Raw genomic sequence first — 24,459 nt, 5'->3', positions numbered from 1 at the left:
GTGATCAAACTCATCGCCCAGCGCCTCGCCGCCTCCGCGCTCATCCTGCTCGGCGTCGCCGCCATCACCTTCGTGCTGCTCTATCTCCTGCCCGCCGATCCGGCGGTCAATCTCGCCGGCCGCTCGGCGACGGCGCAGACGGTCGCCAACATTCGCCACGAGCTCGGCCTCGATCAGCCGCTGCTGACTCAGTTCCTGCACTATCTGGGCAATCTCGCGCAGGGCAATCTCGGCCGCTCCTACACGCAGAAGACCGAGGTCGTCACGCTGATTCTGGCGCGGCTGCCTGCCACGCTTATCCTGATGGCGGCGGGCATTGCCGTCGAAGTCGCGCTCGGCCTGATCTTCGGCGTCATCGCCGCGCTCAATCGCGGCGGCCCGGTCGACCGGCTGGTGATGGCAGCCTGCTTCGTCGGCGTCTCCGCGCCGCAATTCGTCGTCGCGCTTTTGCTCCTCTACGTCTTCGCGCTGATGCTCGGCTGGTTCCCGATGTCCGGTTTCGGCACGGCGGCGCATGTCGTGCTGCCCGCGCTGACGCTCGGCGTGCTCGGCGCGGGCTGGTACGCCCGCATGGTGCGCTCGGCGATGATCGACGTGCTGAACCAGGATTATGTGCGCACCGCCCGCGCCAAGGGGATTTCCGAGCGCCGCGTCATCTTCCGCCATGCGCTGCCCAACGCGCTTTTGCCGATCATCGCCATGATCGGCATCGACATCGGCCAGTTCATGAGCGGCGTCGTCGTGGTCGAGGCGGTCTACGGCTGGCCCGGCATCGGCCAGCTCGTCTGGCAAGCGATCCAGCAGGTGGATCTGCCGATCATCATGGGCGTGACGCTGGTCTCCGCCTTCGCGATCGTCGCCGGCAACCTCATTGCCGACCTCGTCGCGCCGCTGATCGATCCGCGCATCCGCGCCCGGTAAAAACTTTGCAGAAGGGGACGAAGGACATGATGAAGAACTGGCTGAAGCGAACCGCATTGGCGGGGTGCATCGCACTCCTGCCGCTTCCCGCGCTGGCCGCGGGCGGCACCATCACCGTGACCTACAAGGACGACATCGCCACGCTCGACCCGGCCATCGGCTATGACTGGCAGAACTGGTCGATGATCAAGAGCCTGTTTTCCCGGCTGATGGACTACACGCCCGGCACCGACACCCTGGTGCCCTCGCTCGCCGAGAGCTTCACCGTCGCGCCTGACGGCCTGACCTATACGTTCGTGCTGCGCAAGGGCGTGAAATTCTCGAACGGCCGCGATGTGGTGGCGGGCGACGTCAAATATTCCATCGAGCGCGCCGTCAATCCCAAGACGCAAGGGCCGGGCGCGGGCTTCTTCGGCGCCATCGCCGGCTTTGACGATTTCTCCGCCGGCAAGGCCGAGACCATCACCGGCATCGAAACGCCCGACGACGGCACCGTGATCTTCAAGCTGTCGCGTCCGGACGCGACCTTCCTGCATGTGCTCGCCATCAACTTCTCCTCGGTGGTGCCGAAGGAAGCGGTTGAAGCCGCAGGCGCCGATTTCGGCAAGAAGCCGGTCGGCTCGGGCGCCTTCGTGCTGAAAGATTGGGTGATCGGCCAGAAGCTGACCTTCGAGAAGAACCCCAATTTCTACGTCAAGGACACGCCCAAGATCGACGGCTTCACCGTCGAGATCGGCCAGGAGCCGCTGGTCGCCGTGCTGCGCCTGCAAAAGGGCGAAGTCGACATCGCGGGCGACGGCATCCCGCCGGCGAAATTCCTCGAGATCAAGAACGGCCCGGACGCCAAGGACATCATCATCGATGGCGAGCAGCTCCAGACCGGCTATGTGACGCTGAACACGCAGGTGAAGCCGCTCGACGACCTGAAGGTGCGGCAGGCGCTCAACATGGCGATCAACAAGGAGAAGATCACCCGCATCGTCAATGGCCGCGCCACGCCCGCCAATCAGGTGCTGCCGCCGCTGATGCCGGGCTATAATGCGGCCTACAAAGGCTATGCCTATGATGTGAAGAAGGCCAAGGCGCTGCTCGCCGAAGCCGGGCACAAGGACGGCTTCTCGACCGTGCTCTATGCCTCCTCGACCGATCCGAACCCGCGCATTGCCCAGGCCATCCAGCAGGATCTGGCCGCCATCGGCGTAAAGGTCGAGATCAAGGCGCTGGCCAATCCGAACGTGATCGCGGCGGGCGGCACCAAGGGCGAGGCGCCGATGGTGTGGTCGGGCGGCATGGCCTGGATCGCCGACTTCCCGGACCCGTCCAATTTCTACGGCCCGATCCTCGGCTGCGCCGGCGCGATCCAGGGTGGCTGGAACTGGAGCTGGTATTGCAATGAGGCGATGGACAAGCGCGCCGTGGCCGCCGACTCGATCTCCGACCCGGCCAAGAAGGACGAGCGCGCCGCCGCCTGGAAGGGCATCTTCACCGACATCATGGCCGATGCGCCGTGGATCCCGGTGTTCAACGAGCGCCGCGTGGTGGCCAAGTCGAAGCGCATGGGCGGAGCGGGCAACATCTATGTCGACCCGACCCGCGTGATCAATTACGACGCGATTTTCATCAAGTAGGAAGCGCGGAACAAGCGGCTTAGCCCTCACCCGGCGCAGTGGATTCCTCCTCTTAGCCCTCTCCCCTCGTGGGAGAGGGCGGGCGCCGGGGGCGACCGGGTGAGGGTGAGGCCGCTTGCTCAAGCCTCTCGTCCAAAAAACCGACCCCCAGGGAGTGCCCACATGTGCGTGGCCTGCGACTACACCATCCACCGCGCGAAGCATAATTTCGGCTGGAACCGCGATTTCGCCCCGGCCCTCGTCGCCAAGCCCGGCGCCACCATCCAGTTCGAATGCATGGATTCCTCCGGCGGCCAGATCGGCGCCAATGCGACGCTGCAGGACGTCATCGACCTCGATTTCAGCAAGGTCAATCCGGTCACCGGCCCCGTCTATGTCGAAGGTGCCGAGCCGGGCGACGCGCTGAAGATCACCATCCGCGAATTCACACCGTCCGGCGTCGGCTGGACCGCCAACATCCCCGGCTTCGGCCTGCTCGCCGACCAGTTCGCCGAACCGGCCCTGCATGTCTGGAAATACGATCCGGCCAGCATGGCGCCGTCGCTGTTCGGCCCCGGCGGCAAGGTGCCGCTCAAGCCATTCGCCGGAACCATCGGAGTCGCGCCCGCCGAGCCGGGCCTGCATTCCGTCGTGCCGCCGCGCCGGGTGGGCGGCAATATGGACATCCGCGACCTGACCTCGGGCGTCACCCTTTATCTGCCGGTCGAAGTCGAAGGCGCGCTGTTCTCCATCGGCGACACCCATGCCGCGCAGGGCGACGGCGAGGTCTGCGGCACGGCCATCGAGAGCCAGATGAACGTCGCGGCAACGCTGGAGCTGGTCAAGGGCGCCAATCTCGCCTCGCCGCGCTTCACCACGCCCGGCCCGGTCAGCCGCCATCTCGACGGCGCGGGCTATGAGGCAACGACCGGCATAGGCCCCGACCTGATGGTCGCCACCCGCGAGGCGGTGATGCGCATGATCGACCTGCTCACCGCCGAACACGGCTACAGCGCCGTCGACGCCTATATGCTCTGCTCGGTCTGCGGCGACCTCCGGATTTCCGAAGTCGTCGATCTGCCGAACTGGGTGGTCTCCTTCTATTTCCCGAGGATCGTCTTTTCGTGACCGGACCCGTGGGCGCCCTGACGAGTTCGCATCCTCTGTTGACGGTGAGCGATCTCACCGTCGACGCCCTGACCGATCGCGGCGCCAAGCGCGTGCTCGACGGCGTCAGCTTCGCACTGAAGGCCGGCGAGACGCTGTGCCTTGCCGGCGAGTCCGGCTCGGGCAAGTCCGTCACCTCGCTGTCGATCATGCGGCTGCTGCCGCGCGCGTCGCTGCGGGTGGTGTCGGGCAGCATCGATCTGGCGGGCACCGAGCTGACCCGGCTCTCGGACCGGGCCATGCGCGCGGTGCGCGGCGGCGACATCGCCATGATCTTCCAGGAGCCGATGACCTCGCTCAATCCGGTGATGTCGATCGGCGCCCAGCTCATCGAGGCGATCAGGACGCATCAGCCGATGGACGAGCGCGCCGCCCGCGCCCGCGCTTTGCAGATGCTCGACGCGGTGCATATCTCGCAGGCCGAGCGGCGGCTGTCGCAATATCCGCATGAGCTGTCGGGCGGGATGCGCCAGCGGGTGATGATCGGGATGGCGCTCTCCTGCCAGCCAAAGGTGCTGATCGCCGACGAGCCGACCACGGCGCTCGACGTCACCGTGCAGGCGCAGATCCTGAAGCTGATCCGCGAATTGAAGAGCGAATTCGGCACCTCGGTGCTGCTCATCACGCACGATATGGGCGTCGTCGCGGAGATGGCCGACCGGGTCGCGGTGATGAAGGAAGGCAGGATCGTCGAGATCGGCGGGGCGGTCGATGTGTTCGAGCGTCCGCAGGCCGCGTATACGCGCGAGCTGATCGCCGCCGTGCCGCGCCTCGGCGCGCGGGCGGGGACCGACGGGCCACCGCGCGTCACCGGCGAGGCGCGCGCGCCCATGGCCGAGGGGGAGGATTTTCCCATCCTGACCGTCCGCGACCTGACGGTGAGCTATGGCGGCGGCGCCGGCTGGTTCCGGGCCGGCCAGGGGCACGCCGCGGTCGAGGCGATCTCCTTCGACGTGATGGCGGGCAAGACGCTCGGCCTCGTCGGCGAAAGCGGCTCGGGCAAATCCTCGACCGGCAAGGCCGTGCTCGGCCTCACCCCTTTCACCGGCACCGTCATCATCGACGGCCATGTCGTCGGCGATCACGGCCCCGGCGCCATGCGCCCGATCCGCCGCCTGGCGCAGATGATCTTTCAGGACCCCTACGCCTCGCTCGACCCGCGCATGACCGTCGGCGCCGCCATCGCCGAGCCGCTGATCATCCACCGCATCGGCGACAAGGCCGACCGCGCCGACCGCGTCGCCGACCTCCTGCGCCGCGTCGGGCTGATGCCGGATGTCGCCTCGCGCTATCCGCATGAATTCTCCGGCGGCCAGCGCCAGCGGATCTGCATCGCCCGCGCCCTGGCGCTGCGCCCGAAGCTCATCGTCGCCGATGAAAGCGTCGCCGCGCTCGACGTCTCCGTGCGCGCCCGCGTGCTCGACCTGATGCTGGAGCTGCAGGAGACCGAAGGGCTGGCCTATCTCTTCATCTCGCACGACATGGCCGTCATCGAGCGCATGTCGCATTCGGTCGCGGTGATGAAGTCCGGCAAGATCGTCGAAATCGGCTCGCGCCGCGAGGTGTTCGAGGCGCCGCGCGAGACCTATACCCGCGAGCTGATCGCCGCCGTGCCGCTGCCGGTCCCGGCGATGAAGCATGTCGAGGGCGAGACGGCGCCGGCTCTTTCATAGGTCCGGCCTTGCAAAAAGCCGGCGTTATTTCCCGGATCAGGAGGCGTATATAAGGAGTGAAGCCGCGATTCTGCCCGGTGAAAGGAGATCGACCATGGCCCATGCCTTCAAAACCATCCCGTCCCCGGTCGGCCTGCTGAAACTGGTCGCGAGCGATCAGGGCCTGACCGCCATCCTCTGGGAGAATGACGATCCGAAGCGGGTGCGGCTCGGCGCGCTGCGCGAAGACCCCGAGCACGCGATCCTGCTTCAGACCGAGCAGCAGTTGGCCGAATATTTTAGGGGCGAGCGGACCGCATTCACCGTCAGGCTCGACATGATCGGCACCGAATTCCAGAAGAAGGTCTGGGAAGCGCTCCTGACCATCCCATTTGGCGAAACGCGCAGCTATGCCGATTTAGCCAGGCAGGTCGGCCGCCCGACCGCCTATCGCGCGGTGGGCGCGGCGAACGGACGGAACCCGATTTCGATCCTGGCGCCTTGCCACCGCGCGATCGGCTCGAGCGGCGCGCTGACCGGATTTGCCGGCGGCCTCGAGGCCAAGCGGTATTTGCTGGCGCTCGAGCGCCGGCGCGAGACGGCGGCGGCAGCGTGAAATTGAATAGAGGCGGGATTGCTTGGCTCAATTCACTCTCAGACGAAATCCCCGCGAAGGCGGGGATCCAGTACGCCGCAGCATTTGCGGTCGGGCAGAGCCCGGATCTCCGCCTTCGCGTGGATTTCGAAAACGAGTATTCATTGAAATGGATCGTACTCAAACCATGGGTCAGACAGAACAGCATTATCTGATCTTCGACACCGCAGGCGGCTTTTGCGGCATCGCCTGGAACGGGGTCGGCATCACGCGCTTCCGGTTGCCGGCCCGCAGCGCGGAGGCGACCGAGCGCAATCTGCTGCGCCGGTTGCGCGGCGCGCAGCCCGGCACGCCGACGCCGGATGTGCTCGAGGCCGTCGCCGCCGCGCGGCGCTATTTCGAGGGCGAGGCGGTCGATTTCTCTCACCTCGCGCTCGACCTCGAAGCGCAGGACGAATTCTTCCGCCAGATCTATGCCGCCGCCCGCCGCGTCGGCTGGGGCGAGACGACCACCTATGGCGCGCTGGCCAAGCAACTCGGCGCCGGGCCGGAAGCCGCGCGCGATGTCGGCCAGGCGATGGCCAAGAATCCCGTGCCGCTCATCATCCCCTGCCACCGCGTGCTGGCGGCGGGCGGCAAGGTCGGCGGCTTCTCGGCTCCAGGCGGCGCGGCCGCCAAGGTCCGCATGCTGGAGCTGGAAGGCGTCCGGGCGGGCCCGCCAAAACCGGCGCAGCAATCGTTCGATCTTTAGCGCGTGGCCCAGACCAGACGGAAGCAACGCGCGCCGTTGACCCGATCCGCCGTCAAGCCCTCCCCCATGGCAGACGGCCTCAGGCCGAGCCGGGATCCAATCATATTTCCGCTGTTGCTGCGGCAAGCGGATAGGCGAGTAGACCCCGGCTCTAACGGCCGGGGCGACGGAATAGATCGCCGGCGTTTTGCAAAGGTCTCAAGGGTGCGGCGCTATCGTGCCGCAGAGAAGGCTCGCGGAACCCTGCGCCGATCCAATCCATTGGGCGCGCCAGGAGTCCCGGTATCATCCCGCGAGCATTGCAATCGTAACCGGGTCTCCGCCCGCGACATGAAACCGTAACGCGCCCAAGGCGAGACTAGATCGGATGATTTTGGATTGATCCAATCCAAAATCATGAACAGTGATCTAGATTCTTACATTTAGAGCGGGGTGACGGGCGGTAAACCGATACCCGCTTGGCCTCATCCCGCTCTGGCCGCCCACCAGCAACCGGCCTCGCCGCATCCGCGGCGACACGCCCGACCGGCATGAGAAGATCGTTTTCAATGACAAGCACCATCCAGCGGTTTTTGGCTGACATTCACGCCCTGCGCCCCCGTATCGAGCGCGGCGCGGCCGAAATGGAGAAAGCCCGGCAATTGCCCGCCGACGTCGTCGAGGGCATGAAAGAGGCCGGCGTCTTCCGCATGTTCGTCCCCAAAGCGCATGGCGGCTTCGAACTCTCCCCGCCGGACGCTGTCCAGGCGGTCACCGCCCTGAGCCGCCTCGACGGATCGGTCGGCTGGATCGCGGCCATCGGCGGCGGGGTGGGGCTTGCCGCCTCGCTGGTCTCGCGCGACCTCTACAATCGCATTTACGGCGAGGGTCCCGACGTCATCATCGCCGGCTCCACCCAGCCGGGCGGGACGGCGGAGAAGGTTGCGGGCGGCTGGCGCGTCAATGGCCGCTGGCCTTTCGCCAGCGGCTGCCGGCACGCCGAATGGTATATGGGCTTTTGCGCCATGTCGGAGGGCGGAAAGCCGCTGCCCGGCGCGGTGCCCGGCATGCCGCTCGTGCGGGGGATCGTGCTACCGGCGGGCGCCTGGGAGATCGAGGACACCTGGCACGTGCCTGGAATGAAGGGCACCGGCAGCCATCATGTCCAGGTCCGCGACGCCTTTGCGCCTGAAACCAATATCTTCGATTTCGAGCATAGCGAGTCGTGCGTCCCCGGCCCCCTCTATAAGGTCGCCAAGGCGGTGTTTCCGCTGATGCAGGGCGCGGTGTCGCTGGGCATCGCGGAGGGCGCGCTCGATGATGTCGTCGCCCTCGTGAAGGCGGGACGCCAGGCCCGCTGGACCAGCGCGCCGATGCGCGAGAGCGAGCTGTTCCTGCGTGAGCTCGGCGGCATCCAGGCCGATCTGCGCGCCGCGCGGGCCTTGCTGGAGCGGGACGCCGAGGCCGTCTGGCGCCTCGCGCTGGATGGAACGCCGGTCGGCGAACCGCATCTCGCCCAGGGCGTCCAGACCGCGACCTGGGTCATCGCGACCTCGCGGAGGGCGGCCGATGCCTGTTTCGCGGCGGGCGGCAGCCAGGCCCTATATGAGCCCTCGCCCTTGCAGCGGCGAATGCGCGACATCCACGTCGCCGCCCAGCACGCCATGATCCAGCCCCGGCAATATGTTCGCGCCGGTGCGGCACTGCTCAAAGACGCCGAGAAGGACGTCAACGTCAGCGCCTGAGCCCACATTCCGGATACAGATGGTTAACGACGCCGCCGGTCAGGACGGCGCCGGGGCGGGCGCCGTCTGGAAATGGGGCGGGGGGATGGCCACATCCCCCGATGAACGTCAGGAGCGAGCATGGCTGACAATGCATTGATCGTCGGCGCCAGCGGCATCATCGGCAGCGCCGCCGCCGAAATCCTGAACCGGGAAGGCTGGCAGGTGTCGGGGCTGGCGCGCAATCCGATCCCGCAGGACGGCGTCACCCCCGTCGCCGCCGATCTGCTCGACCCGGCCTCGCTCCGCGCCGCGCTGGCGGGGCTCAATCCCACCCATGTCTTCCTCACGAGCTGGCTGCGGCAGAACACCGAAGCCGAGAATATCCGCGTCAACGCGGCCATGGTCCGCAATGTCCTCGAGGTGCTGAGCCCCGCGGGAAGCGTTCGCCATGTCGCGCTGGTGACGGGCCTGAAACATTATCTCGGGCCGTTCGAGGCCTATGGCAAAGGCGCGCTGCCGCAAACGCCGTTCCGCGAGGAGCAGGGCCGGCTCGACATCGAGAATTTCTATTACGCGCAAGAGGATGAGGTCTTTGCCGCCGCCGAGCGCGACGGCTTCACCTGGAGCGTCCACCGGCCGCACACCGTCATCGGCAAGGCGGTCGGCAATGCCATGAACATGGGCACGACGCTCGCCGTCTATGCCAGCATCGCCAAGGCGACCGGCCGGCCCTTCCGCTTTCCGGGCGTCGCCGCGCAATGGAACAGCCTGACCGACATGACCGACGCGCGGCTGCTCGCCCGGCATCTGCTCTGGGCCTCGACGACGCCGGCCGCCGCCAATGAGGATTTCAACGTCGTCAATGGCGACGTCTTCCGCTGGAATTGGATGTGGGAGCGGCTGGCCGGCTGGTTCGGCATCGAGGCGGAGCCGTTCGACGGCATCGTGCGCCCGCTCGAGACGCAGATGGCCGATGATGCGGGCATCTGGCGCGAGATCGCCGCCCGTCACGGCCTCGCCGAGCCCGACATCCACCGGCTGATCTCGCCCTGGCACACCGACGCCGATCTCGGCCGCCCGATCGAGGTGGTGACGGACATGTCCAAGAGCCGCCGCCTCGGTTTCACGCTGTATCAGCCGACGGACGATGCGTTCTTCGATCTGTTCGCCCGGTTGCGGGAAGATCGGCTCATACCTTGAGCCAGGGGCGCGACGCGGTGCAGGCCATCGGCGTCTCGAGCGGCGCGCCAATTATTTGGGAGTTCGCCCATGCCTCTTCCGCCGCTTGGACCTCCGAGCAGTGACGGCCGCGACCAGGAGCGGCCGCCGCACATCCCCTATTACAGCCTTTGGACCAAGCCGGACGGCATCAGCAGTCTGGCCGTCTGCGCCCTCGGCGGCTTCGTTTTGCAAAGCGTGGGCGGCCAGGCGGCGCCGATGTGGATGCGGCAAATGCCCGACGCGGTGGAGGCGGTCTATTTCGCGGTGCTGCCGGTTGGCTGGGTCGGCGAGTGGCATGAAAGCCCGAAGCCGCAATGGGTGGTGCCGCTCTCCGGCCGCTGGTTCATCGAGGCGCAGGACGGCCTGCGGGTCGAGATGGGACCGGGCGATATCCATTGGGGACAGGATATCGGCACCAGCGCCGTCGATGGCAAGAAGGGCCACCGCTCCGGGCAGATCGGGGCCGAGCCCTGCGTGATGCTGATGCTGCAGTTCAGGGCCACGCATGGCGCCGGCGCCGCCTGCCCCTTCGGCGAAGCGGCCAGCCTGCCGGCCTGAATGCGTAAGTTCATGGCGGGCGGCGTAGGCTCGCCGGCATGACCGGCGCTAAGCAGGCAAGGCCGGTGGCAGGAAGAGGAAACCTGCCACCGCCTGCATTCAATTAGCGGCCGCCGCGGCGGGTCATGTCTTCCCAGAATGCCCGGATGCCTTCCTGGCTCTTGGGGTGATAACCGCCATAACGGTCCGAATTGTCGGTCCAGCCATTTCCAGCAGAGCCGGCCTGCGCCGACGTAGCGCCGGCCAGCAGCAATGCAACGAATGCTGCACGAATAATTACGCTCATGATCGTCTCCTTTTGTCAGCCGAATGTTTTACTATCGGCTTACTGTGCATATAAATGATTTCGCCTTCGAACGCTTGTGCAAAACGATTACGATTGTATTGGGCGTTCGAAATATCTTTACCGAGATCTTCGCGTGCCGCCGGCGTGATTTGCGGCGGGCGCACGCGATGCACCGCGCGGAACGCGTCCCGCGCGGGCTGCTCGGCGGTCAGGCGGTGAGGCGTCAGTAGGCGGCTTCTGCCGCCGCGAGGCCGCGCGTCACGCGTGTCGGCGCGTCCAGCACGCCGAAATCCTCGGAGGTGATATTCGCCAGATTGGGATGGGCGAGCACTGCGGCGGCGACTTCGCCGCTCATGAAGGCCTGCATGGCGGCGCGATCCCGCCAGACATAGACGCCGCCATAGCTGTTCCCGGCTGTGTTGCCGAGCCAGTATTTGGTAAGCAGCCCCGGCATCGCGGCGAAGGTCGGAGCCAGACTGTCGGCAATGGCGCGGTACTGCTCTTCAGTTGCGTCCTTTAAATTGAAGTTGATGATCTGTATGTGCATTAAGAATTTCCTTCAATTGTTGGTCCGACGTCTGTCGGCTCGCCGGTCCCCAGCCTCCATCCAACAGAGAATGGCCGCAGCCGCCACTGGAAAGTGAAGTGCGGTTACACGCGTAATCAAATTGACCGCAGGCCGACGCGATGGCGTGAACCTTATCCACGTCCGCGCGCCCGACATCCGGCGGACACAATGCGCGGCGGGTGCGCCGGCCGCTAATTCGCTCTTATACAATCCCGCGCTAAACCGGCTTTTCGCCAGACAGTAGCGCTTGACGGACTGCCGCGCCTGCCTTACATCCTAGCCCTGCCGGACGCGCTTCCAAGCGCATCGCGGCGTCGGGGGTGTAGCTCAGTCGGTTAGAGTGCCGGCCTGTCACGCCGGAGGTCGCGGGTTCGAGCCCCGTCACTCCCGCCATTCATTGACTTTCATGCGCGCCCTCGGGCAGCGGCTCTCCACACCAAAAATCCTGATTGTGACCGCAAGGCTCGCGACAGCGAGTGAATGCAAATTTGCAACGCTCGCGGGGCCAGATTTGCCCGCGCGCGCATCCTTCATTGCCATTCCGGCGTTTGTATACGCATTTCCATAAAGCAGACCGCGAAGGTGCGTGAGTCGTTCGGCGAGCGCTTCCTCAATCAAATAGCTGAAGGTTTTCAATGAAGAAGCAGCTTGTCACGATTGCGATCATGCTCGGCGCCGCCATCCCCGCCAAGGCCGACGAGACCGGCCTCGCCTCGATCCATGAATGGAAGAAGGAGAGCGGCCGGCGCATCTGCATGGCCGAGCATTTTCATGATGGGGCAGGCAGCGGCAAGACGCGCAAGGAGGCCGAAGCGGCCGCCAAAGCCTCCTGGGCGTCCTTCACCGCCTTCGAATATGGCTCCAACTGGGGCCGCTACGATCTCGCCGCCAGCAAGAAGCTCGATTGCGTGCAGAACGCCAATGGCTGGTCCTGCGCCACCACCGCCCGCGCCTGCAAGCGCGATGGCGGCGTCGTCAAGGCCAAGGGGCGCCCGGCGGGCTGAGCTGCTCAGGCCGCCTCGGCGAGGCGGGCAAATCCGGCGGCAAGGTCGGCCTTCAGGTCGTCGACGGCGTCGAGGCCGATATGAAGGCGCAGCGCCGGGCCTTCATCATGCCATTCGGTGACGCTGCGATAGGCGCGCGGGTCGAAAGGCACGATGAGGCTTTCATAGCCGCCCCAGCTATAGCCCATGCCGAGCAGCGCAAGACCGTCCAGCATGGCGGCCAGCGCGGCTTTCGAGCACGGCTTCAGCACCACCGAGAACAGCCCCGATGAGCCGGTGAAATCGCGCTTCCATAGCGCGTGGCCGGGATGGCTCGGCAGGCCCGGATGCAGCACGCGGGCAACCTCCGGCCGCGCTTCCAGCCACGCGGCGATCTCCAGTGCCGAGTCGCGATGCCGCGCCAGCCGCACCGCCATGGTGCGCAGGCCGCGCAGGGCGAGGAAACAGTCCTCCGGCCCGGCGCACAGCCCCAGATCCTCATGCGCGCGCTGGATATACGGCGCGGCGCGCTCATTCGCGGTGATGATGCCCAGCATGGCGTCGGCATGGCCGACCACATATTTCGTCGCCGCCTGGATGGAAATGTCCGCGCCATGCGCCAGCGGCTTGAAGTAGAGCGGCGTCGCCCAGGTGTTGTCGAAGGCAAGCCAGACGCCGCGCGCCCGGCAGGCTTCGGCGATGGCCGGCAGGTCCTGCATCTCGAGGGTCTGCGAGCCCGGCGATTCGGCGATGACGAGCCGCGTGCGCTCGCCGATCAGCTCGTCGATGCCCGCGCCGATGGCCGGGTCGTAGAATCGCGCGGTGACGCCGAGCCTGCCCAGCAGCCGGTTCGCCACGCGCCGCGTCGGATGATAGACATTGTCGGTGATCAGAATGTCGTCGCCCGCTTCGACGAAGGCCATCAGCACCGCCGTGATCGCGGCAAGCCCCGACGGCGCGACCCAGCTCCGGGCGCCGCCTTCGAGCGCCGTGATGGCCGATGTCAGCGCGCTGACGGTCGGCGTGCCGCGGCGGCCATAGGTATATTCGCGGTCATAGGCGTTCAGTTCCTCGTAGCTGGGAAAGATCACCGTCGAGCCGCGATAGATCGGCGCGTTGACGAAACCGTGCTGCGCTTCCGGATCGCGGCCGAGATGGATGAGGCGCGTTTCATCGGACAGGCCCTTGCCTGATCGCGTTTCGGATTTCGCCATGCTGGTCATTCCTCCTGCGGCTTGCATTTGCGCGTAGTAGGTCACGGAAATCCCCGCCGCGCAACGCGGGGCACGAGCGCGGGATGCGCGCGACGCCATCGGCAATCGCGGATCGGCCATTGGGTCCCGGCTCACCGCTTCGCGCCGTCCGGGACGACAACATTGGCCGGCTCTCCGCACGGGGTCGACTCGGCTGCGGCGCGGGGTGAACGCGCGGGCCGCTAATGCGGCTTGCGCCGGATAATGTCTATGATATCTATGAAGGCTGCGCGGGTATGATGTAATGGCAGCCTGTCAGCTTCCCAAGCTGAACGCGCGAGTTCGATTCTCGCTACCCGCTCCAGATCACGCGTCCTGATAGGTCTTGCGCCGTTCCAGCGCCTCGAGCAGCTCGGCGGCGAGCATTTCGGCGGGCGCCGCTCCTGCGACGATGGGCATGCCGTCGACCACGAAAGTCGGGACGCCGGAAATGCCGACGCGACGCGCCGCCGCCAATTCCTGCGCCACCTCGGCCGCGCCTTCCTCGCCCGCGAGCAGGGCCAGTACGCGGTCACGGTCCAGGCCGGCGGCCTCGCCGATATCGGCCATGGTTTCCGCGTCGCCGATATTGCGGCCTTGCACGAAATAGGCCTGGAACAGCCCCTCGACCACGGCGTCCTGGCAGCCTTCGCGCCCGGCCAGCCAGATCAGCCGGTGGCAGTCCACCGTGTTGGGTGTCCAGCGCATCAGGTCGTGGCGGAATTCGAGGCCGGCGGAGCGTCCCGCTTCGGCGACGCGGGCGTCCAATTGGGCGGAGTGGTCGGCCGAGCCGAATTTCCGTTGCCGGTACAGCGCGCGGTCGACGCCCGCTTTCGGCATGTCCGGATTGAGCTGTAACGGCTTCCAGACGACAGTGACGCCGAGCTTGCCCGCGAGCAGCCTCGACGCTTCCTCAATCCGCCTTTTGCCGATCCAGCACCAGGGGCAGATGGCGTCGGAGATGATTTCGACCGTGATCGTCGGAGGGCTGGATGCCATCATGTTCAATGCCACAGACCTGTCAGGTGATAGCGGGGGCGTTCCCGGCGCGGAGTAAAATGCGCGGCGACCCCTCCGAGTTCCGGCACCTCGAGCGGTGAGCGCGGCGGCTTGCGCAAAGCGAGCAGGCGCCGGATGCGCTCCTCGGTCGGCGGATGGGTGCGCAGCAGCGACGGCACCGGCACGTTGCGCCCGGGCATGAAGATGTTTTCCCAGATCCGGCCCTGATAGGATTCGATCTTATGCAGCGCGCTGGCCAGCGCGCCCGGGTCGCCCGAGAGCCGCGCGCCTTCCAGATCCGCCTCATATTCGCGGGCGCGCGACAGGCCGAGCTGCAGCAGGTTGGAGGCGGTCGGCGCGAAATAGAGCAGCAGGATGCCGAGCCAGGGGAAGCCTTGCCCGCCCATCAGCGCGATCGGCAGGCTGAACAGAAACAGGAACACGCCCGCGATCGACATGAAATGGGTGAAGCGGCTCATCGTATCCGCCAGATTCATGATCCAGAGGTCGTTGTGCCGGATATGGGCGATCTCATGCGCCAGCACGCCGCTCAGCTCACGGGGGTTGAGTCTGTTCAATAGCCCTTGCGTAATGGCCAGGATCGAATCCGAGCGCGTGCCGGTGGCGAAGGCGTTGATGACCGGGCTCGGAATGATGTAGAGCACCGGCGCGGCGGGCAGGCCCGCCCGTCCCGACAATTCCGCCACCACGCGCAAGACCGGCGCGCCCTGCAGCGGCGTGACGCGGCGCGCGCCGTACATCCGCATGATGATCTCGGGCGCGATGCGCGGGCTGAGCAGCAGGAGCCCCAGGATCAGCGCGAAGGACCAGATCACGCCGGGGCGGCCCCAGAGCAGCCAGGCGCAAACGGCCATGATCAGGCCGATGCCGCCGATCAGGACCACAGAATGCAGCAAATTCCGTGTATTCGCCGCCAGCTTTGCCTTCACCTCATTGTCGAACGCCATACGCGCGATGATCCCTGCCCAAGGTTTCGGCCATCCAGCCTATAGGGCGCGGGGGCAGTTTCCAAGTGCCGAGAGCTTTCGCCCAGATGGGAGTTGCCGCCCCCCCTGTCGCTGGCTAAGACAAGCGAGGGACGATGCGGCGGGGCACAATTCAAATGACCAAACACGATCCTTGGACCGAGTGCGTGGCAGGGCTAACGGTGTTTTTCACCATGGCCTATGCTCCATTCGTCAATGCATTGGTGCTCGGCGGACCGGAAGTCGGCATGCCGCAGGCGCCGGTCTTCTATGCGACCTGTCTGGCCGCCGCGCTCGGCTCGGCGCTTTGCGGCTGGTACGCGAACACGCCGACGGCCCTGGCTCCAGGCACCGCCTTCAACGCCTTCATCGCCCAATATGTCCAGCATTCCGACCTGACCTGGCCCGAGGCGCTGGCGATCTGCTGCTTTGTCGGCGCGGCGCTGATGCTGATGTCGTCGAGCGGCTTTCGGCGCGAGGTAATCGAGGCGATCCCGCGGCCGATCAAGATCGCCGTGGTCGGTGGCATCGGCGCGCTGTTGGCTCAGCTCGGCATCGACATCGCCTTTCCGGCCGGCGTGGAGCGCGACATGCCCGCCGTCCGCCTGTTCCTGCTGGGCGTGCTGACCATCCTTCGGTTCAATGTCACCTTGCGAAGCTACGCCAAGAAGCTGGAGGCGGAGCATAAGCCTGTCATCGCCCGAAGCATCGATTTGATCGGCCGCTCCGGCTTGCTGATCTCGGTGATCGTCGTTGCCCTGGCGTTTCATTATTGGGGCATGACGACGAAAAGCGTGACCTCGGAAGGCTGCTACTGGGTCTGGAGCTGCCAGCCGGGGAGCTTCGCGCGGATTGCGCAGCTCGGCGATCATGTGCTCGTCGCCATCCCGTTCGGCATCTTCGTCACCTACATGATGTTCGCCGATATCGCGGGCAGCCCCTATCATCTGCTGCCGAATGACGATCCCGACCGGGACGGAAAGATCGACCGCTCGCTCATTGTCGACTCGGGCATGAATGTCATCGCGCCCATTTTGGGCACGTCGCCGGTGGTGTTTTACGCCGAGAACAGCGCCGGCAAGCTGGTAGGCGCCAGGACGGGCGCCTCGGCCTATTGGGTGGCGGGATGCTTTCTGCTGCTCGCCGTCGTGGGCGTGCTGTTTTCCTATCTCGGAAAGCCGCTGTTCGAACTGATCCCCAAGATCGCCGTCGCCCCGGCCTTGTTCACCGTCGGGCTGTTCGTCATCGCCAGCTCGCTTTCGAGCGATGACGTCATGCCGGAAGCCGGGCCGAAGGAAAGCGATGGCTCGACCGAGTCGCTGCTGCCGGCGGCTGTCTCGATCATCCTGACGCCGATCGGCCTTGAATATGGCCTCGCCGGCGGCATCCTGGCCTATTACGCCTTCTTCGTGATGGTGCCCAGAGCGGCGCGGCCGGACAGGGTCAAAATCGACCCGCGGCTTCACCTGTTCGCATTCGTCGCCTTCTTCGCCATCCTGGTGAAGCTCGGCGTCTCCTGAGCTAAGCCAGCGGCACCGGCGTTGCGTTGCTGCCGGTGTCGCTGCGCGGCGCCTTGTGCAGCAGCGGAATGATCTCCTCGACCCGGTCGACCACGTGATAGCGGATGTCGAGCGCCGGGCTGATGAAATGCTGCGCGCGCATCTGGTTGAACAGGTTCAGGAGCGGCGCCCAGTAATTTCCGACATTGGCGATCACCACCGGCTTGGCGTGGTGGCCGAGCTGCACCCAGGTGATCTGCTCGACCAGTTCCTCCAGCGTGCCGACGCCGCCGGGCAGCGCGACGAACGCATCGGCCCGCTCGAACATCAGCATCTTGCGCTCATGCAACGAATTCACCTCGATCAGCTCGTCGAGATTGTCGAGCGGAATTTCATGCGCCGGCATGTTCGGCGGCCTGATGCCGATCACCCGGCCGCCCCCTTCCAGCACGGCTCGCGCGATTTCGCCCATCAGGCCGACGCTGGCGCCGCCATAGACCAGCCCGATGTCTTCATCGGCCATGGCGCTGCCGAGTTTTCTTGCGGCCTCGGCGTAGAGCGGGTCGGCGCCGACGCCTGAGCCGCAGTAAACGCAGATGCTCTTGATAGACCTTTGCTTTAAAAGGGTTTTTGACGTCCCATTACCGCCAGCTGTCCTATGTACCACTTCGAACCTTCCGCTTTCCCGTCTTACGATCTACGCTATATGGTATCGATGCCTGCAAAGTTTGATTGAAGCGTGGCCTTGGCCGCAGGGCGCTTTTATGATTAAAGAAGAGAAATGATTGAAAAGAGCCTTATTCCCTACGTACAAGCTTTACGCCAGGGCGGTTACCAAGCCAGCCAGGCTAAGGCATTGCAGGCAAATGTTTTTGCAGCCGATGCCGTCAAGCCACAGGGCACGGGCATCGCGCGGTGAGTGAGAGAAGGGTGAAGCCGATGCGGAAAGCCCGGGTGCTTTTCCTCCTTCTGCTTGTCGTCGCCGTCATGTGCGCCGGCATTTATGCCCTGCGCCACCACTATATTCCCCGCGACGACGGCACCATGCATCCGACCGAGGCGCCGGGCGTGCTTCCGGCCAATCCGAGCGCCGCGACCGTGGTCCGCCCGACCTTCGACATCGTCAGGGCCGAGCCCGATGGCTCCGTCATCATGGCCGGCCGCTCCGAGCCGGGCTGGAGCGTCAGCATCCAAAGCGGCGGTCGCCAAATCGGCGCCACCACCGCCGACGACAATGGCGAATGGATCGTGCATCCGGTCAACCGGCTGCCCAAGGGCGAATATTCCCTCGAATTGCGCGCGCAGTCCCCCAAGGGTGACCGCACGCTGTTTTCCGCGCAAAGGCTGGCGCTGTCGCTCTCCGATCCCAAGGTCGACCAGCCGCTCGTCGCGCTGACCGAGGAAGGCAAATCCACCCGCGTGCTGCAAATGCCGCAAGCCGGGGCATCGGAGCCGGCGCCCAGGCAGGCCGCCGCCACCGCCGGTTTCGAGACCGCGACGGTCGCCGTGCCGCAGCCGGACGCCGCGCCGCCCAGCCCCATCGGCTTCGCCTCGGTCGACTATGAGGACGGCGGCGCCAAGAGCATGCTGCACATGAACGGCCAGGGCACGCCGGGCACCCGCGTCATGCTCTATGTCGACAACGAATATTTCGGCACCGCGACCGCCGACGCGACCGGCACCTGGAGTTTTTCCGGCAATCGCGTGCTGTCCGGCGGCGCCCATACGCTGCGCGCCGACCTGCTCGCCCGCGAGGCCACGAAGGTCGTCGCCCGCGCCGAAGTGCGCTTCGACCGCGCCGACGGCAATCAGCAGGCGCTGGCCGAGCCGGCTCCCAAGCTCGCCGCGCTCGGTGACCGTGTGCCGGCGACCAAGCCCGCGCCCGTCACGCTGACCACGCCCGAGGGCGGCGCCATCATCGTCCGCCGCGGCGACACGCTCTGGCAGATCGCCCAGCGCCATTACGGCGACGGCGCCAAATACACCCAGATCTTTCGCAACAACCGCAAGCAGATCCGCAATCCGAACCTGATCTACCCGTCGCAGCGTTTCGACCTGCCTCAATGACGCGATAGCCCGGCCGCGGCCCGCGCCGGCTGCGGCCCCCGCCCGGCCAGCCTCTCGCAAGCTCCCTCCCCCACATTCCCAATCACGGATATGTTCGGCGCCTGACGCCCTTGGGCAATGGCGGCGCAGCGTCCGATCGACAGATTGCAAGGCTGCGGTTGCGCGGCCTCACGAGCAGGCCATGCTGAAACAATGCCGCGACGATCACGCCGAACATGAAATGGCCCTCGCCGCCGGTCTGGCCGAGGTTGCCGCCGAGCTTCGCCTGATCGACGCCGCCGACCTCATCGCCTTCATCCGCACCCGCCAGTTCGGCAATCTGCGCAGCCTCGTCAACGCCTCGATCGAGATGTATTTCAAGCCCGGCACGGTCTCCTTCGGCCAGTCTGGCGAGGCGCGCCTCGGCTGGAGCGGCGAGCCCTCGATCATGCTCGACATGGAATTCCACCACCGCGCGGTCGACATCTTCTTCCGCCTGGTGCTGGAGGCGCGCCAGGCCGGCGTCGAGATCGAATATATCTCCTTCGGCACCAAGAGCTTCGCCGACCCGCGCGAGCCGCTCCGCCGCCTCTCCGAAGCGCTCGCCGACGCCCGCTTCCGTCCGGGCTCGATGATTTAGCGCGCGGCCCTCCACGATCCGCAGCCGGACTCCCTCTCCCTTGGGAGAGGGCGGGGGTGAGGGGTTCGTGAGTCAGCCGTGAGACCGCAACCCCTCACCCGGCACGCTTGCGCGCGCCACCCTCTCCCCTTGGAGAGGGTTGGGCTGCGGCGAGGAGGCGCGTTGCTTTCAAACAAAAGATACCGCAACCGCCACAAGATACCTGTGCATGCGCCCACCCGGTCAGCGTGCGGCAAGCCAGCCATGCTTCCTCGACGTGTGGTGGCCGTGGCTGATCGAATCAGCCGAGGCCGCCAGCGGCGGATGATCGACGGATGGAGACTGCAATGACGGGAGCCGCGGGAATTTTGTCCTCATCGGCGGTGCCACCAGCCGGCCCCTCGATACGCGCCCAGGCCGTGCAGATGGATGAGCCGCAGAAATCCGAACTGACCGAGCTGTCGGCCTTCTCAGAGCTCATCAACGGCTTCGACACCGACGAGGCGCCCTCCGCCGAGCCCCAGCCCGAGCGCCACGAGCTGGAGGACGAGGACATGGACGGCGACGACGCCTCCGCGCCGCTTTCCGCCGAGATCACCCACCAGAAATGGTTCACCGACGATCTCGACGCCCCCGCCGCCGAGGCCGCGCCCGAGCCGAAGCCGCCGCGTCCCCCGGTGCGCCTCGCCGATTCGCAGGCCGACCCGACCAGCGAGGCCATGCAGCAGGCGCTCTCCTCGCTGGTGCTGACCACGGCCGCCTATGAGTGGCCGCATCCGTCGCTCCCCCAGTTGGACGATGAGATCGACCTCCCCGAGCAGCCGGTCGCCGCCGCGCCGCAGGCCGCCCCACCGCCGCGCGCCGAAACCCCGGCCTTCCTGCAGAAGCCGCCTCCCCCGCGCCAACCGCTCGCGCCGCCGCCATCGCCGCTGACGGAGAGCGACGGCGCACCGCCCGGCATCGAGGCCAGCCTGTTCGCCCTCGAAAGCGTGCTTGGCGGCAATTCGCCCACGTCGAGTGACGAGCGGCATCGGCGGTCCGCCCTGGTCCGCGAGGCCGATATGGCCACCTTCCGCCACGAGCAGCAGGCGCCGGCCCATGTCCGCTCGCCGCTCGGCAAGATCGCCGACCGCATCGTGCGCGAGTTGGAGAATCTGCCCGCCGCGCCGCGCCGCGCCGGCTGACGCGCCGCAGCTTTCGGGGGTTGCCGCCGTCGCCCGCCCCATGAGAGAAATGGCGGCGGCCACGGCGATCATCGCCGGGGCCCGAGGAGCGCGTGTTTGAGCGGCAAGATCTATCTCCGGCCCGTCGGCGTAATCTGGGGCGACGTGGCGGCGGCCGCCATCGCCGAAGGCGCGGCTTTGCCGCTCGCCGGGGGTCCGGCCGCCTTTCTCGGCGCGCAACTGATCGAGGGCGTGCCCGGCCGGACGGCCCGCCGCCAGCTTTCCGCCCGCGACATCGCCGCCAGCGCCGAGCCGCAGATCCGCGCCACGCTCGACCGCCTGACCGCACCGCGCCCACCCATCGCCGGCCTTGCGCTGAACCGCCCGCTGCTCATGGGCATCGTCAACGTCACCCCCGACAGCTTTTCCGATGGCGGCGACTTCGCCGAGGCCGGGAGCGCGGAAGCCCAGGCCCGCCGCCTTGCCGCCGAAGGCGCCGACATCATCGACATCGGCGGCGAATCGACCCGCCCCGGCGCCGCGCCGGTGGACGCGGCCGAGGAACTGGCGCGCATCCTGCCGGTGCTGGCCGGCCTTCGCGGTCTCCCAACGCCGATCTCCATCGATACCCGCAAAGCCGCTCTGATGACCGCCGCCGTCGCGGGCGGCGCGGCGATCATCAACGACGTCTCCGCCCTCACTTACGACCCCGGCGCGCTCGCCGCCGCGGCACGCTCGGGCGTTCCCATCGTGCTGATGCATGCGCTCGGCGACCCCCGCACCATGCAGGACCAACCTGCCTATGCCGATGTGCTGCTCGAGGTCTACGACTATCTCGCCGCCCGCATCGAAGCCTGCGAAGCCGCCGGCATCCCCCGCCGCCTGCTGATCGCCGATCCCGGCATCGGCTTCGGCAAGACGCTCGAGCATAATCTGGCGCTGATGGCGGGCATCGCCCTGTTCCACGGTCTCGGCGTGCCGGTGCTGCTGGGTGCATCCCGCAAGCGCTTCATCGGCGCGATCAGCGGCGTAACCGACCCGAAACGGCGCAGCCATGGCAGCGTCGCCGCCGCCCTTGCTGCCGCCGCCGAGGCGGTGCAGGTCCTGCGCGTGCACGATGTCGCCGCGACCCGCGAGGCCCTCGATGTCTGGCGCGCGTCTGTGCAGGGCCGCTGGCAGCCCCGCTAAGCCATGCCGGGCTTGACCTCCTGAAATGATGTGAGAAGATAATTTACTGGAACACAACAACCCTGGATGTTATAGGCTGACCCACGCAGATTTAATTAGATTTGAATAATCCCGTCAGGCTTTATTTTCCTTACCGCAACATCATTCCGCGAAAGGTAAGTATTTTAACTCAAGATAACCCCCTATGCGTATTCTCCATCATTTTCTCTTCGAGCCAAACCTTTTAGCATTCGAGGAAACAGTTGATGTCGGGTAGACTTTTCGGCACGGACGGCATTCGCGGTCAGGCCAATTCCAGCCCCATGACCGCAGAAATTGCAATGAAAGTGGGCATGGCTGCCGCCCATCTGTTCACCAATGGCGACCATCGCCACCGGGTCGTGATCGGCAAGGACACGCGGCTCTCGGGCTATGTGATCGAGTCCGCCCTGGTCTCCGGCTTCACCTCCGCCGGCATGGACGTGTTCCAGCTCGGGCCGATGCCGACGCCCGCCGTCGCCATGCTCACCCGCTCGCTGCGCGCCGATCTCGGCGTCATGATCTCCGCCTCGCACAACCCCTACCAGGATAACGGCATCAAGATTTTCGACCGCGAGGGCTTCAAGCTCTCCGACGATTTCGAGGCCCGCATCGAGGAACTGGTCGGCGGCGACGTCTCCGGCCTGCTCGCCGAGCCGGACAAGATGGGCCGCGCCAAGCGCATCGACGGCGTCTTCGACCGCTATATCGAATATGCCAAGCGCACGCTCGACCGCTCGATCCGCCTCGATGGGCTGAAGGTCGTCATCGACTGCGCCCATGGCGCCGCCTACCGCGTCGCGCCGCAATCGCTGTGGGAACTTGGCGCCGATGTCGTGGCGATGGGCGTCACGCCTGACGGCTTCAACATCAACCGCGATTGCGGCTCGACCTCGCCCGACGCGCTCTGCCGTAAGGTCCGGCAGGTCGGCGCCCATATCGGTGTCGCGCTGGACGGCGATGCGGACCGCGTCATCATCGTCGACGAGACCGGCGCCATCGTCGATGGCGACCAGCTTCTCGCCGTCATCGCCCAGAGCTGGCTGGCCGACAAGCGCCTCGTCGGCAACGGCGTCGTCGCCACCGTGATGTCCAATCTCGGCCTGGAGCGCTTCTTGAACGGCATGAATCTGGACCTGCTGCGCACGCCGGTCGGCGACCGCGCCGTGGTCGAGCGGATGCGCGCCGGCGGCTACAATCTGGGCGGCGAGCAATCCGGCCATATCGTCATGACCGACTACACCACCACCGGCGACGGCTTGGTGACGGCGCTGCAAATCCTCGGCGTGGTCATCACCAGCGGCAAGCCGGTGAGCGAAGTCTGCAAGCGCTTCGAGCCGGTGCCGCAAGTGCTGAAAAGCGTGCGCACCAACGGCTCGCGCCCGCTCGAGAACCCGAGCGTCTCCGCCATCATCGAGAAGAACCGGCTGCGCCTCGGCAATAACGGCCGGCTGCTGATCCGTCCCTCCGGCACCGAGCCTGTCGTCCGGGTCATGGCCGAGGGCGACGACGAGGCCCTGGTCGCCTCCGTGGTCGGGGACATCGTGACGGCGCTGGAGACGGCGTCAGCGCATCCGTGACGCGCCGCCCCGCTGGCGGCGCGGCCGGATCAGCGACAGCATCCAGTTCTTGAGGCCCAGCCACCTGATGTCGAAGGCCAGCCTGCGGATGCCGTCGGCGAGGCGGCTGCCCCGGCTGGCCGCCAGACGCCGGCTCGCCCTCTGGCCGAGCGAGTCGATGGAGGAAATGCCGGGTGCCGGAATGACGACACGCGGCGCGATGCCGTAGGTGACGAGCCCATTGTCCCAGACGCGCCAAAGGTCCTGGTCGACCGGGAACACCCGCAGCCCTTTCCAGCCGAGAAAGCGCCGCGCGCCCTTCGGCGTGATGATATAGGCGCCCGTATTGGTCGGCACGCGGGAGAATTTCACCGCCACGAACCCCTCGGCCACCGGCTGCGCCGGAAACACCCGCCGCCGGTGCGCGCTCGACAGCCGCATGATGTCCCAGCCCGCCGGAAACCGCTCCGTGGCCCCCAGAATGACCCGCAGCTCCGGGCCGAAGGCCATGTCGTCCTCCAGCACCAAGGCGGGCACCCCGCCCTCGGCGATCGTCCTGAGCACCACGAGATGGCTCGCATAGCAGCCGATTTCGCCGGGCCGCATTTGCGACGCGATCGAGCCATCGGGATGCAGGAAATACGGGCGGAGCCAGTCCGGCATCGCGGTGCTGCGCACGGCGGAAACGCGCTCGAACGGCAGCGAGATCGCCTCGAGCTGCGCGCTCATGCGTGCCAGCCGGTCCTGGTCCTTGTCCAGATTGATGAGGTAGACGGGAAGGCTTTCCATGCGGCGAATCTAGAGCGAAATTGCCGCCGGGGAAACCGCTCAACCAAAACGTGCACCGCAAATTCGCTGATTGCGGGGCTTGAGGGGCCGTGCTTCGCGCATCCTATCGAGCGAGATCGGTAGACGGAAATAACGGACGCCGCTCACAACCCGTAATCGGTTCCGAAATCCCCGCGAAAGCGGCGACTCAGTACGCCGCGGCGTTCCGCAGTCGGCAATGCCGCAATATTGGATCTGTGAATACTCGATACTGCCTTCGAGGAGATTTCGAATACCTATCAGTACAGATTATCTCACCACCAACCCCATCCCCTCTTGCCATTCCAGCCCCCTACCTTGCTCCGCC

At 66.3% G+C, this 24,459-nt stretch carries 25 protein-coding genes and 2 tRNA genes; 19 read left to right on the top strand and 8 right to left on the bottom strand.

The annotated features are described in order from the left end of the window. The 9 genes from BLEFHOIH_RS12550 to BLEFHOIH_RS12510 all read left to right on the top strand — a co-directional run bounded on the left by BLEFHOIH_RS12550 (position 1) and on the right by BLEFHOIH_RS12510 (position 10,178). On the top strand, positions 1 to 921 hold the full coding sequence (locus BLEFHOIH_RS12550) for an ABC transporter permease (protein ID WP_088345928.1): 921 nt from the start codon (positions 1 to 3) through the stop codon (positions 919 to 921). Between the two features lie 26 nt (positions 922 to 947). Then, the gene (locus BLEFHOIH_RS12545) at positions 948 to 2,549 is read left to right on the top strand and encodes an ABC transporter substrate-binding protein (RefSeq protein WP_088345926.1); all 1,602 of its coding nucleotides are present in this window, start codon (positions 948 to 950) and stop codon (positions 2,547 to 2,549) included. A gap of 162 nt (positions 2,550 to 2,711) precedes the next feature. Then, positions 2,712 to 3,656 (top strand): acetamidase/formamidase family protein, encoded by a 945-nt coding sequence (locus BLEFHOIH_RS12540; RefSeq protein ID WP_088345924.1) that lies wholly within the window; start codon positions 2,712 to 2,714, stop codon positions 3,654 to 3,656. Next, positions 3,653 to 5,368: an ABC transporter ATP-binding protein gene (locus BLEFHOIH_RS12535; RefSeq protein ID WP_245296988.1), complete on the top strand. Its 1,716-nt coding sequence runs from the start codon at positions 3,653 to 3,655 to the stop codon at positions 5,366 to 5,368. Before BLEFHOIH_RS12540 ends, BLEFHOIH_RS12535 begins: the two co-directional genes overlap by 4 nt. A 94-nt stretch (positions 5,369 to 5,462) precedes the next feature. Next, positions 5,463 to 5,963, top strand: a complete 501-nt coding sequence (locus BLEFHOIH_RS12530) for a methylated-DNA--[protein]-cysteine S-methyltransferase (RefSeq protein ID WP_088345920.1) — start codon at positions 5,463 to 5,465, stop codon at positions 5,961 to 5,963. A 166-nt stretch (positions 5,964 to 6,129) separates the two neighbouring features. Then, entirely contained in the window at positions 6,130 to 6,693 is a 564-nt protein-coding gene (locus BLEFHOIH_RS12525; protein WP_088345918.1) for a methylated-DNA--[protein]-cysteine S-methyltransferase, read from the top strand. Between the two features lie 548 nt (positions 6,694 to 7,241). Next, positions 7,242 to 8,417: an acyl-CoA dehydrogenase family protein gene (locus BLEFHOIH_RS12520; protein WP_245296987.1), complete on the top strand. Its 1,176-nt coding sequence runs from the start codon at positions 7,242 to 7,244 to the stop codon at positions 8,415 to 8,417. Between the two features lie 120 nt (positions 8,418 to 8,537). Then, positions 8,538 to 9,599 (top strand): SDR family oxidoreductase, encoded by a 1,062-nt coding sequence (locus BLEFHOIH_RS12515; protein WP_088345914.1) that lies wholly within the window; start codon positions 8,538 to 8,540, stop codon positions 9,597 to 9,599. 69 nt (positions 9,600 to 9,668) lie between these two features. Further along, positions 9,669 to 10,178 carry a hypothetical protein gene (locus BLEFHOIH_RS12510; RefSeq protein WP_088345912.1) on the top strand — a complete coding sequence of 170 codons (510 nt, stop codon included), beginning with the start codon at positions 9,669 to 9,671 and terminating at the stop codon, positions 10,176 to 10,178. 103 nt (positions 10,179 to 10,281) lie between these two features. Here BLEFHOIH_RS12510 and BLEFHOIH_RS26215 read toward each other — a convergent pair whose 3' ends face one another. Both BLEFHOIH_RS26215 and BLEFHOIH_RS12500 read right to left on the bottom strand, forming a co-directional pair. Beyond that, complete coding sequence (locus tag BLEFHOIH_RS26215) at positions 10,282 to 10,464, bottom strand: hypothetical protein (RefSeq protein WP_125461684.1); 183 nt, start codon at positions 10,462 to 10,464, stop codon at positions 10,282 to 10,284. A 223-nt stretch (positions 10,465 to 10,687) separates the two neighbouring features. Continuing rightward, entirely contained in the window at positions 10,688 to 11,011 is a 324-nt protein-coding gene (locus tag BLEFHOIH_RS12500) for a YdhR family protein (RefSeq protein WP_088345908.1), read from the bottom strand. 337 nt (positions 11,012 to 11,348) lie between these two features. Between BLEFHOIH_RS12500 and BLEFHOIH_RS12495 the strand changes: the two genes are divergently transcribed. After that, positions 11,349 to 11,425: transfer RNA gene (locus BLEFHOIH_RS12495), tRNA-Asp, on the top strand. On the opposite strand, the gene BLEFHOIH_RS26210 is transcribed toward BLEFHOIH_RS12495, so the two are convergent. Further along, positions 11,414 to 11,668 (bottom strand): hypothetical protein, encoded by a 255-nt coding sequence (locus BLEFHOIH_RS26210; protein WP_125461683.1) that lies wholly within the window; start codon positions 11,666 to 11,668, stop codon positions 11,414 to 11,416. The genes BLEFHOIH_RS12495 and BLEFHOIH_RS26210 overlap by 12 nt on opposite strands. Here BLEFHOIH_RS26210 and BLEFHOIH_RS12490 point away from each other — a divergent pair. Continuing rightward, complete coding sequence (locus BLEFHOIH_RS12490) at positions 11,668 to 12,036, top strand: hypothetical protein (RefSeq protein WP_176427209.1); 369 nt, start codon at positions 11,668 to 11,670, stop codon at positions 12,034 to 12,036. The two genes, BLEFHOIH_RS26210 and BLEFHOIH_RS12490, sit on opposite strands and share 1 nt — an antisense overlap. 5 nt (positions 12,037 to 12,041) lie before the next feature. Here BLEFHOIH_RS12490 and metC read toward each other — a convergent pair whose 3' ends face one another. Continuing rightward, entirely contained in the window at positions 12,042 to 13,229 is a 1,188-nt protein-coding gene (metC, locus tag BLEFHOIH_RS12485) for a cystathionine beta-lyase (RefSeq protein WP_088346250.1), read from the bottom strand. Positions 13,230 to 13,498: 269 nt separating this feature from the next. Between metC and BLEFHOIH_RS12480 the strand changes: the two genes are divergently transcribed. Beyond that, a tRNA-Gly gene (locus tag BLEFHOIH_RS12480) sits at positions 13,499 to 13,572 on the top strand. A 2-nt stretch (positions 13,573 to 13,574) separates the two neighbouring features. On the opposite strand, the gene BLEFHOIH_RS12475 is transcribed toward BLEFHOIH_RS12480, so the two are convergent. After that, on the bottom strand, positions 13,575 to 14,249 hold the full coding sequence (locus tag BLEFHOIH_RS12475) for a DsbA family oxidoreductase (protein WP_088345906.1): 675 nt from the start codon (positions 14,247 to 14,249) through the stop codon (positions 13,575 to 13,577). Between the two features lie 2 nt (positions 14,250 to 14,251). Continuing rightward, positions 14,252 to 15,214, bottom strand: a complete 963-nt coding sequence (locus tag BLEFHOIH_RS12470; protein ID WP_088345904.1) for a zinc metalloprotease HtpX — start codon at positions 15,212 to 15,214, stop codon at positions 14,252 to 14,254. Between the two features lie 134 nt (positions 15,215 to 15,348). On the opposite strand from BLEFHOIH_RS12470, the gene BLEFHOIH_RS12465 reads away from it, so the two are divergent. Beyond that, positions 15,349 to 16,752, top strand: a complete 1,404-nt coding sequence (locus BLEFHOIH_RS12465; RefSeq protein WP_088345902.1) for an NCS2 family permease — start codon at positions 15,349 to 15,351, stop codon at positions 16,750 to 16,752. A gap of 1 nt (position 16,753) precedes the next feature. On the opposite strand, the gene BLEFHOIH_RS12460 is transcribed toward BLEFHOIH_RS12465, so the two are convergent. Then, positions 16,754 to 17,398, bottom strand: a complete 645-nt coding sequence (locus tag BLEFHOIH_RS12460; RefSeq protein ID WP_088345900.1) for a TIGR00730 family Rossman fold protein — start codon at positions 17,396 to 17,398, stop codon at positions 16,754 to 16,756. 114 nt (positions 17,399 to 17,512) lie between these two features. Between BLEFHOIH_RS12460 and BLEFHOIH_RS26655 the strand changes: the two genes are divergently transcribed. From BLEFHOIH_RS26655 to glmM, 6 genes are all read left to right on the top strand, one after another. Beyond that, entirely contained in the window at positions 17,513 to 17,650 is a 138-nt protein-coding gene (locus tag BLEFHOIH_RS26655) for a hypothetical protein (RefSeq protein ID WP_170937134.1), read from the top strand. A gap of 20 nt (positions 17,651 to 17,670) precedes the next feature. Beyond that, positions 17,671 to 18,798, top strand: coding sequence for a LysM peptidoglycan-binding domain-containing protein (locus BLEFHOIH_RS12455; RefSeq protein ID WP_088345898.1), 1,128 nt, complete (start codon positions 17,671 to 17,673; stop codon positions 18,796 to 18,798). 181 nt (positions 18,799 to 18,979) lie between these two features. Next, positions 18,980 to 19,417, top strand: coding sequence for a hypothetical protein (locus tag BLEFHOIH_RS12450; RefSeq protein WP_088345896.1), 438 nt, complete (start codon positions 18,980 to 18,982; stop codon positions 19,415 to 19,417). Between the two features lie 326 nt (positions 19,418 to 19,743). Then, a complete protein-coding gene (locus tag BLEFHOIH_RS12445; protein WP_125461682.1) occupies positions 19,744 to 20,580 on the top strand; it encodes a hypothetical protein in 837 nt (278 codons plus the stop codon). A gap of 96 nt (positions 20,581 to 20,676) precedes the next feature. Continuing rightward, positions 20,677 to 21,747 (top strand): dihydropteroate synthase, encoded by a 1,071-nt coding sequence (gene folP / locus BLEFHOIH_RS12440; RefSeq protein ID WP_088345892.1) that lies wholly within the window; start codon positions 20,677 to 20,679, stop codon positions 21,745 to 21,747. 245 nt (positions 21,748 to 21,992) lie between these two features. Then, on the top strand, positions 21,993 to 23,345 hold the full coding sequence (gene glmM / locus BLEFHOIH_RS12435) for a phosphoglucosamine mutase (RefSeq protein WP_088345890.1): 1,353 nt from the start codon (positions 21,993 to 21,995) through the stop codon (positions 23,343 to 23,345). Here glmM and BLEFHOIH_RS12430 read toward each other — a convergent pair. Beyond that, positions 23,331 to 24,113, bottom strand: coding sequence for a glycosyltransferase family 25 protein (locus tag BLEFHOIH_RS12430; RefSeq protein WP_088345888.1), 783 nt, complete (start codon positions 24,111 to 24,113; stop codon positions 23,331 to 23,333). The two genes, glmM and BLEFHOIH_RS12430, sit on opposite strands and share 15 nt — an antisense overlap. Positions 24,114 to 24,459: the final 346 nt, after the last annotated feature.

This window comes from Rhodomicrobium sp. R_RK_3 (assembly GCF_002198715.1).
Classification (GTDB): Bacteria; Pseudomonadota; Alphaproteobacteria; order Rhizobiales; family Rhodomicrobiaceae; genus R-RK-3.
This window is presented reverse-complemented; position numbering and strand designations above follow the sequence as displayed.

Excerpts from the sequence above, each read along its gene's own strand:
- BLEFHOIH_RS12470 (WP_088345904.1), bottom strand. The coding sequence starts at position 15,214 with ATGGCGTTCGACAATGAGGTGAAGGCAAAGCTGGCGGCGAATACACGG.
- BLEFHOIH_RS12520 (WP_245296987.1), top strand. The coding sequence starts at position 7,242 with ATGACAAGCACCATCCAGCGGTTTTTGGCTGACATTCACGCCCTGCGC.
- BLEFHOIH_RS12515 (WP_088345914.1), top strand. The coding sequence starts at position 8,538 with ATGGCTGACAATGCATTGATCGTCGGCGCCAGCGGCATCATCGGCAGC.
- BLEFHOIH_RS12475 (WP_088345906.1), bottom strand. The coding sequence starts at position 14,249 with ATGATGGCATCCAGCCCTCCGACGATCACGGTCGAAATCATCTCCGAC.
- BLEFHOIH_RS12530 (WP_088345920.1), top strand. The coding sequence starts at position 5,463 with ATGGCCCATGCCTTCAAAACCATCCCGTCCCCGGTCGGCCTGCTGAAA.
- BLEFHOIH_RS26215 (WP_125461684.1), bottom strand. The coding sequence starts at position 10,464 with ATGAGCGTAATTATTCGTGCAGCATTCGTTGCATTGCTGCTGGCCGGC.
- BLEFHOIH_RS12430 (WP_088345888.1), bottom strand. The coding sequence starts at position 24,113 with ATGGAAAGCCTTCCCGTCTACCTCATCAATCTGGACAAGGACCAGGAC.
- BLEFHOIH_RS12490 (WP_176427209.1), top strand. The coding sequence starts at position 11,668 with ATGAAGAAGCAGCTTGTCACGATTGCGATCATGCTCGGCGCCGCCATC.
- BLEFHOIH_RS12465 (WP_088345902.1), top strand. The coding sequence starts at position 15,349 with ATGCGGCGGGGCACAATTCAAATGACCAAACACGATCCTTGGACCGAG.
- BLEFHOIH_RS12450 (WP_088345896.1), top strand. The coding sequence starts at position 18,980 with ATGCTGAAACAATGCCGCGACGATCACGCCGAACATGAAATGGCCCTC.
- BLEFHOIH_RS12510 (WP_088345912.1), top strand. The coding sequence starts at position 9,669 with ATGCCTCTTCCGCCGCTTGGACCTCCGAGCAGTGACGGCCGCGACCAG.
- BLEFHOIH_RS26655 (WP_170937134.1), top strand. The coding sequence starts at position 17,513 with ATGATTGAAAAGAGCCTTATTCCCTACGTACAAGCTTTACGCCAGGGC.
- BLEFHOIH_RS12455 (WP_088345898.1), top strand. The coding sequence starts at position 17,671 with ATGCGGAAAGCCCGGGTGCTTTTCCTCCTTCTGCTTGTCGTCGCCGTC.
- BLEFHOIH_RS12445 (WP_125461682.1), top strand. The coding sequence starts at position 19,744 with ATGACGGGAGCCGCGGGAATTTTGTCCTCATCGGCGGTGCCACCAGCC.
- BLEFHOIH_RS12545 (WP_088345926.1), top strand. The coding sequence starts at position 948 with ATGATGAAGAACTGGCTGAAGCGAACCGCATTGGCGGGGTGCATCGCA.
- metC (WP_088346250.1), bottom strand. The coding sequence starts at position 13,229 with ATGGCGAAATCCGAAACGCGATCAGGCAAGGGCCTGTCCGATGAAACG.
- BLEFHOIH_RS12540 (WP_088345924.1), top strand. The coding sequence starts at position 2,712 with ATGTGCGTGGCCTGCGACTACACCATCCACCGCGCGAAGCATAATTTC.
- BLEFHOIH_RS12525 (WP_088345918.1), top strand. The coding sequence starts at position 6,130 with ATGGGTCAGACAGAACAGCATTATCTGATCTTCGACACCGCAGGCGGC.
- glmM (WP_088345890.1), top strand. The coding sequence starts at position 21,993 with ATGTCGGGTAGACTTTTCGGCACGGACGGCATTCGCGGTCAGGCCAAT.
- BLEFHOIH_RS12500 (WP_088345908.1), bottom strand. The coding sequence starts at position 11,011 with ATGCACATACAGATCATCAACTTCAATTTAAAGGACGCAACTGAAGAG.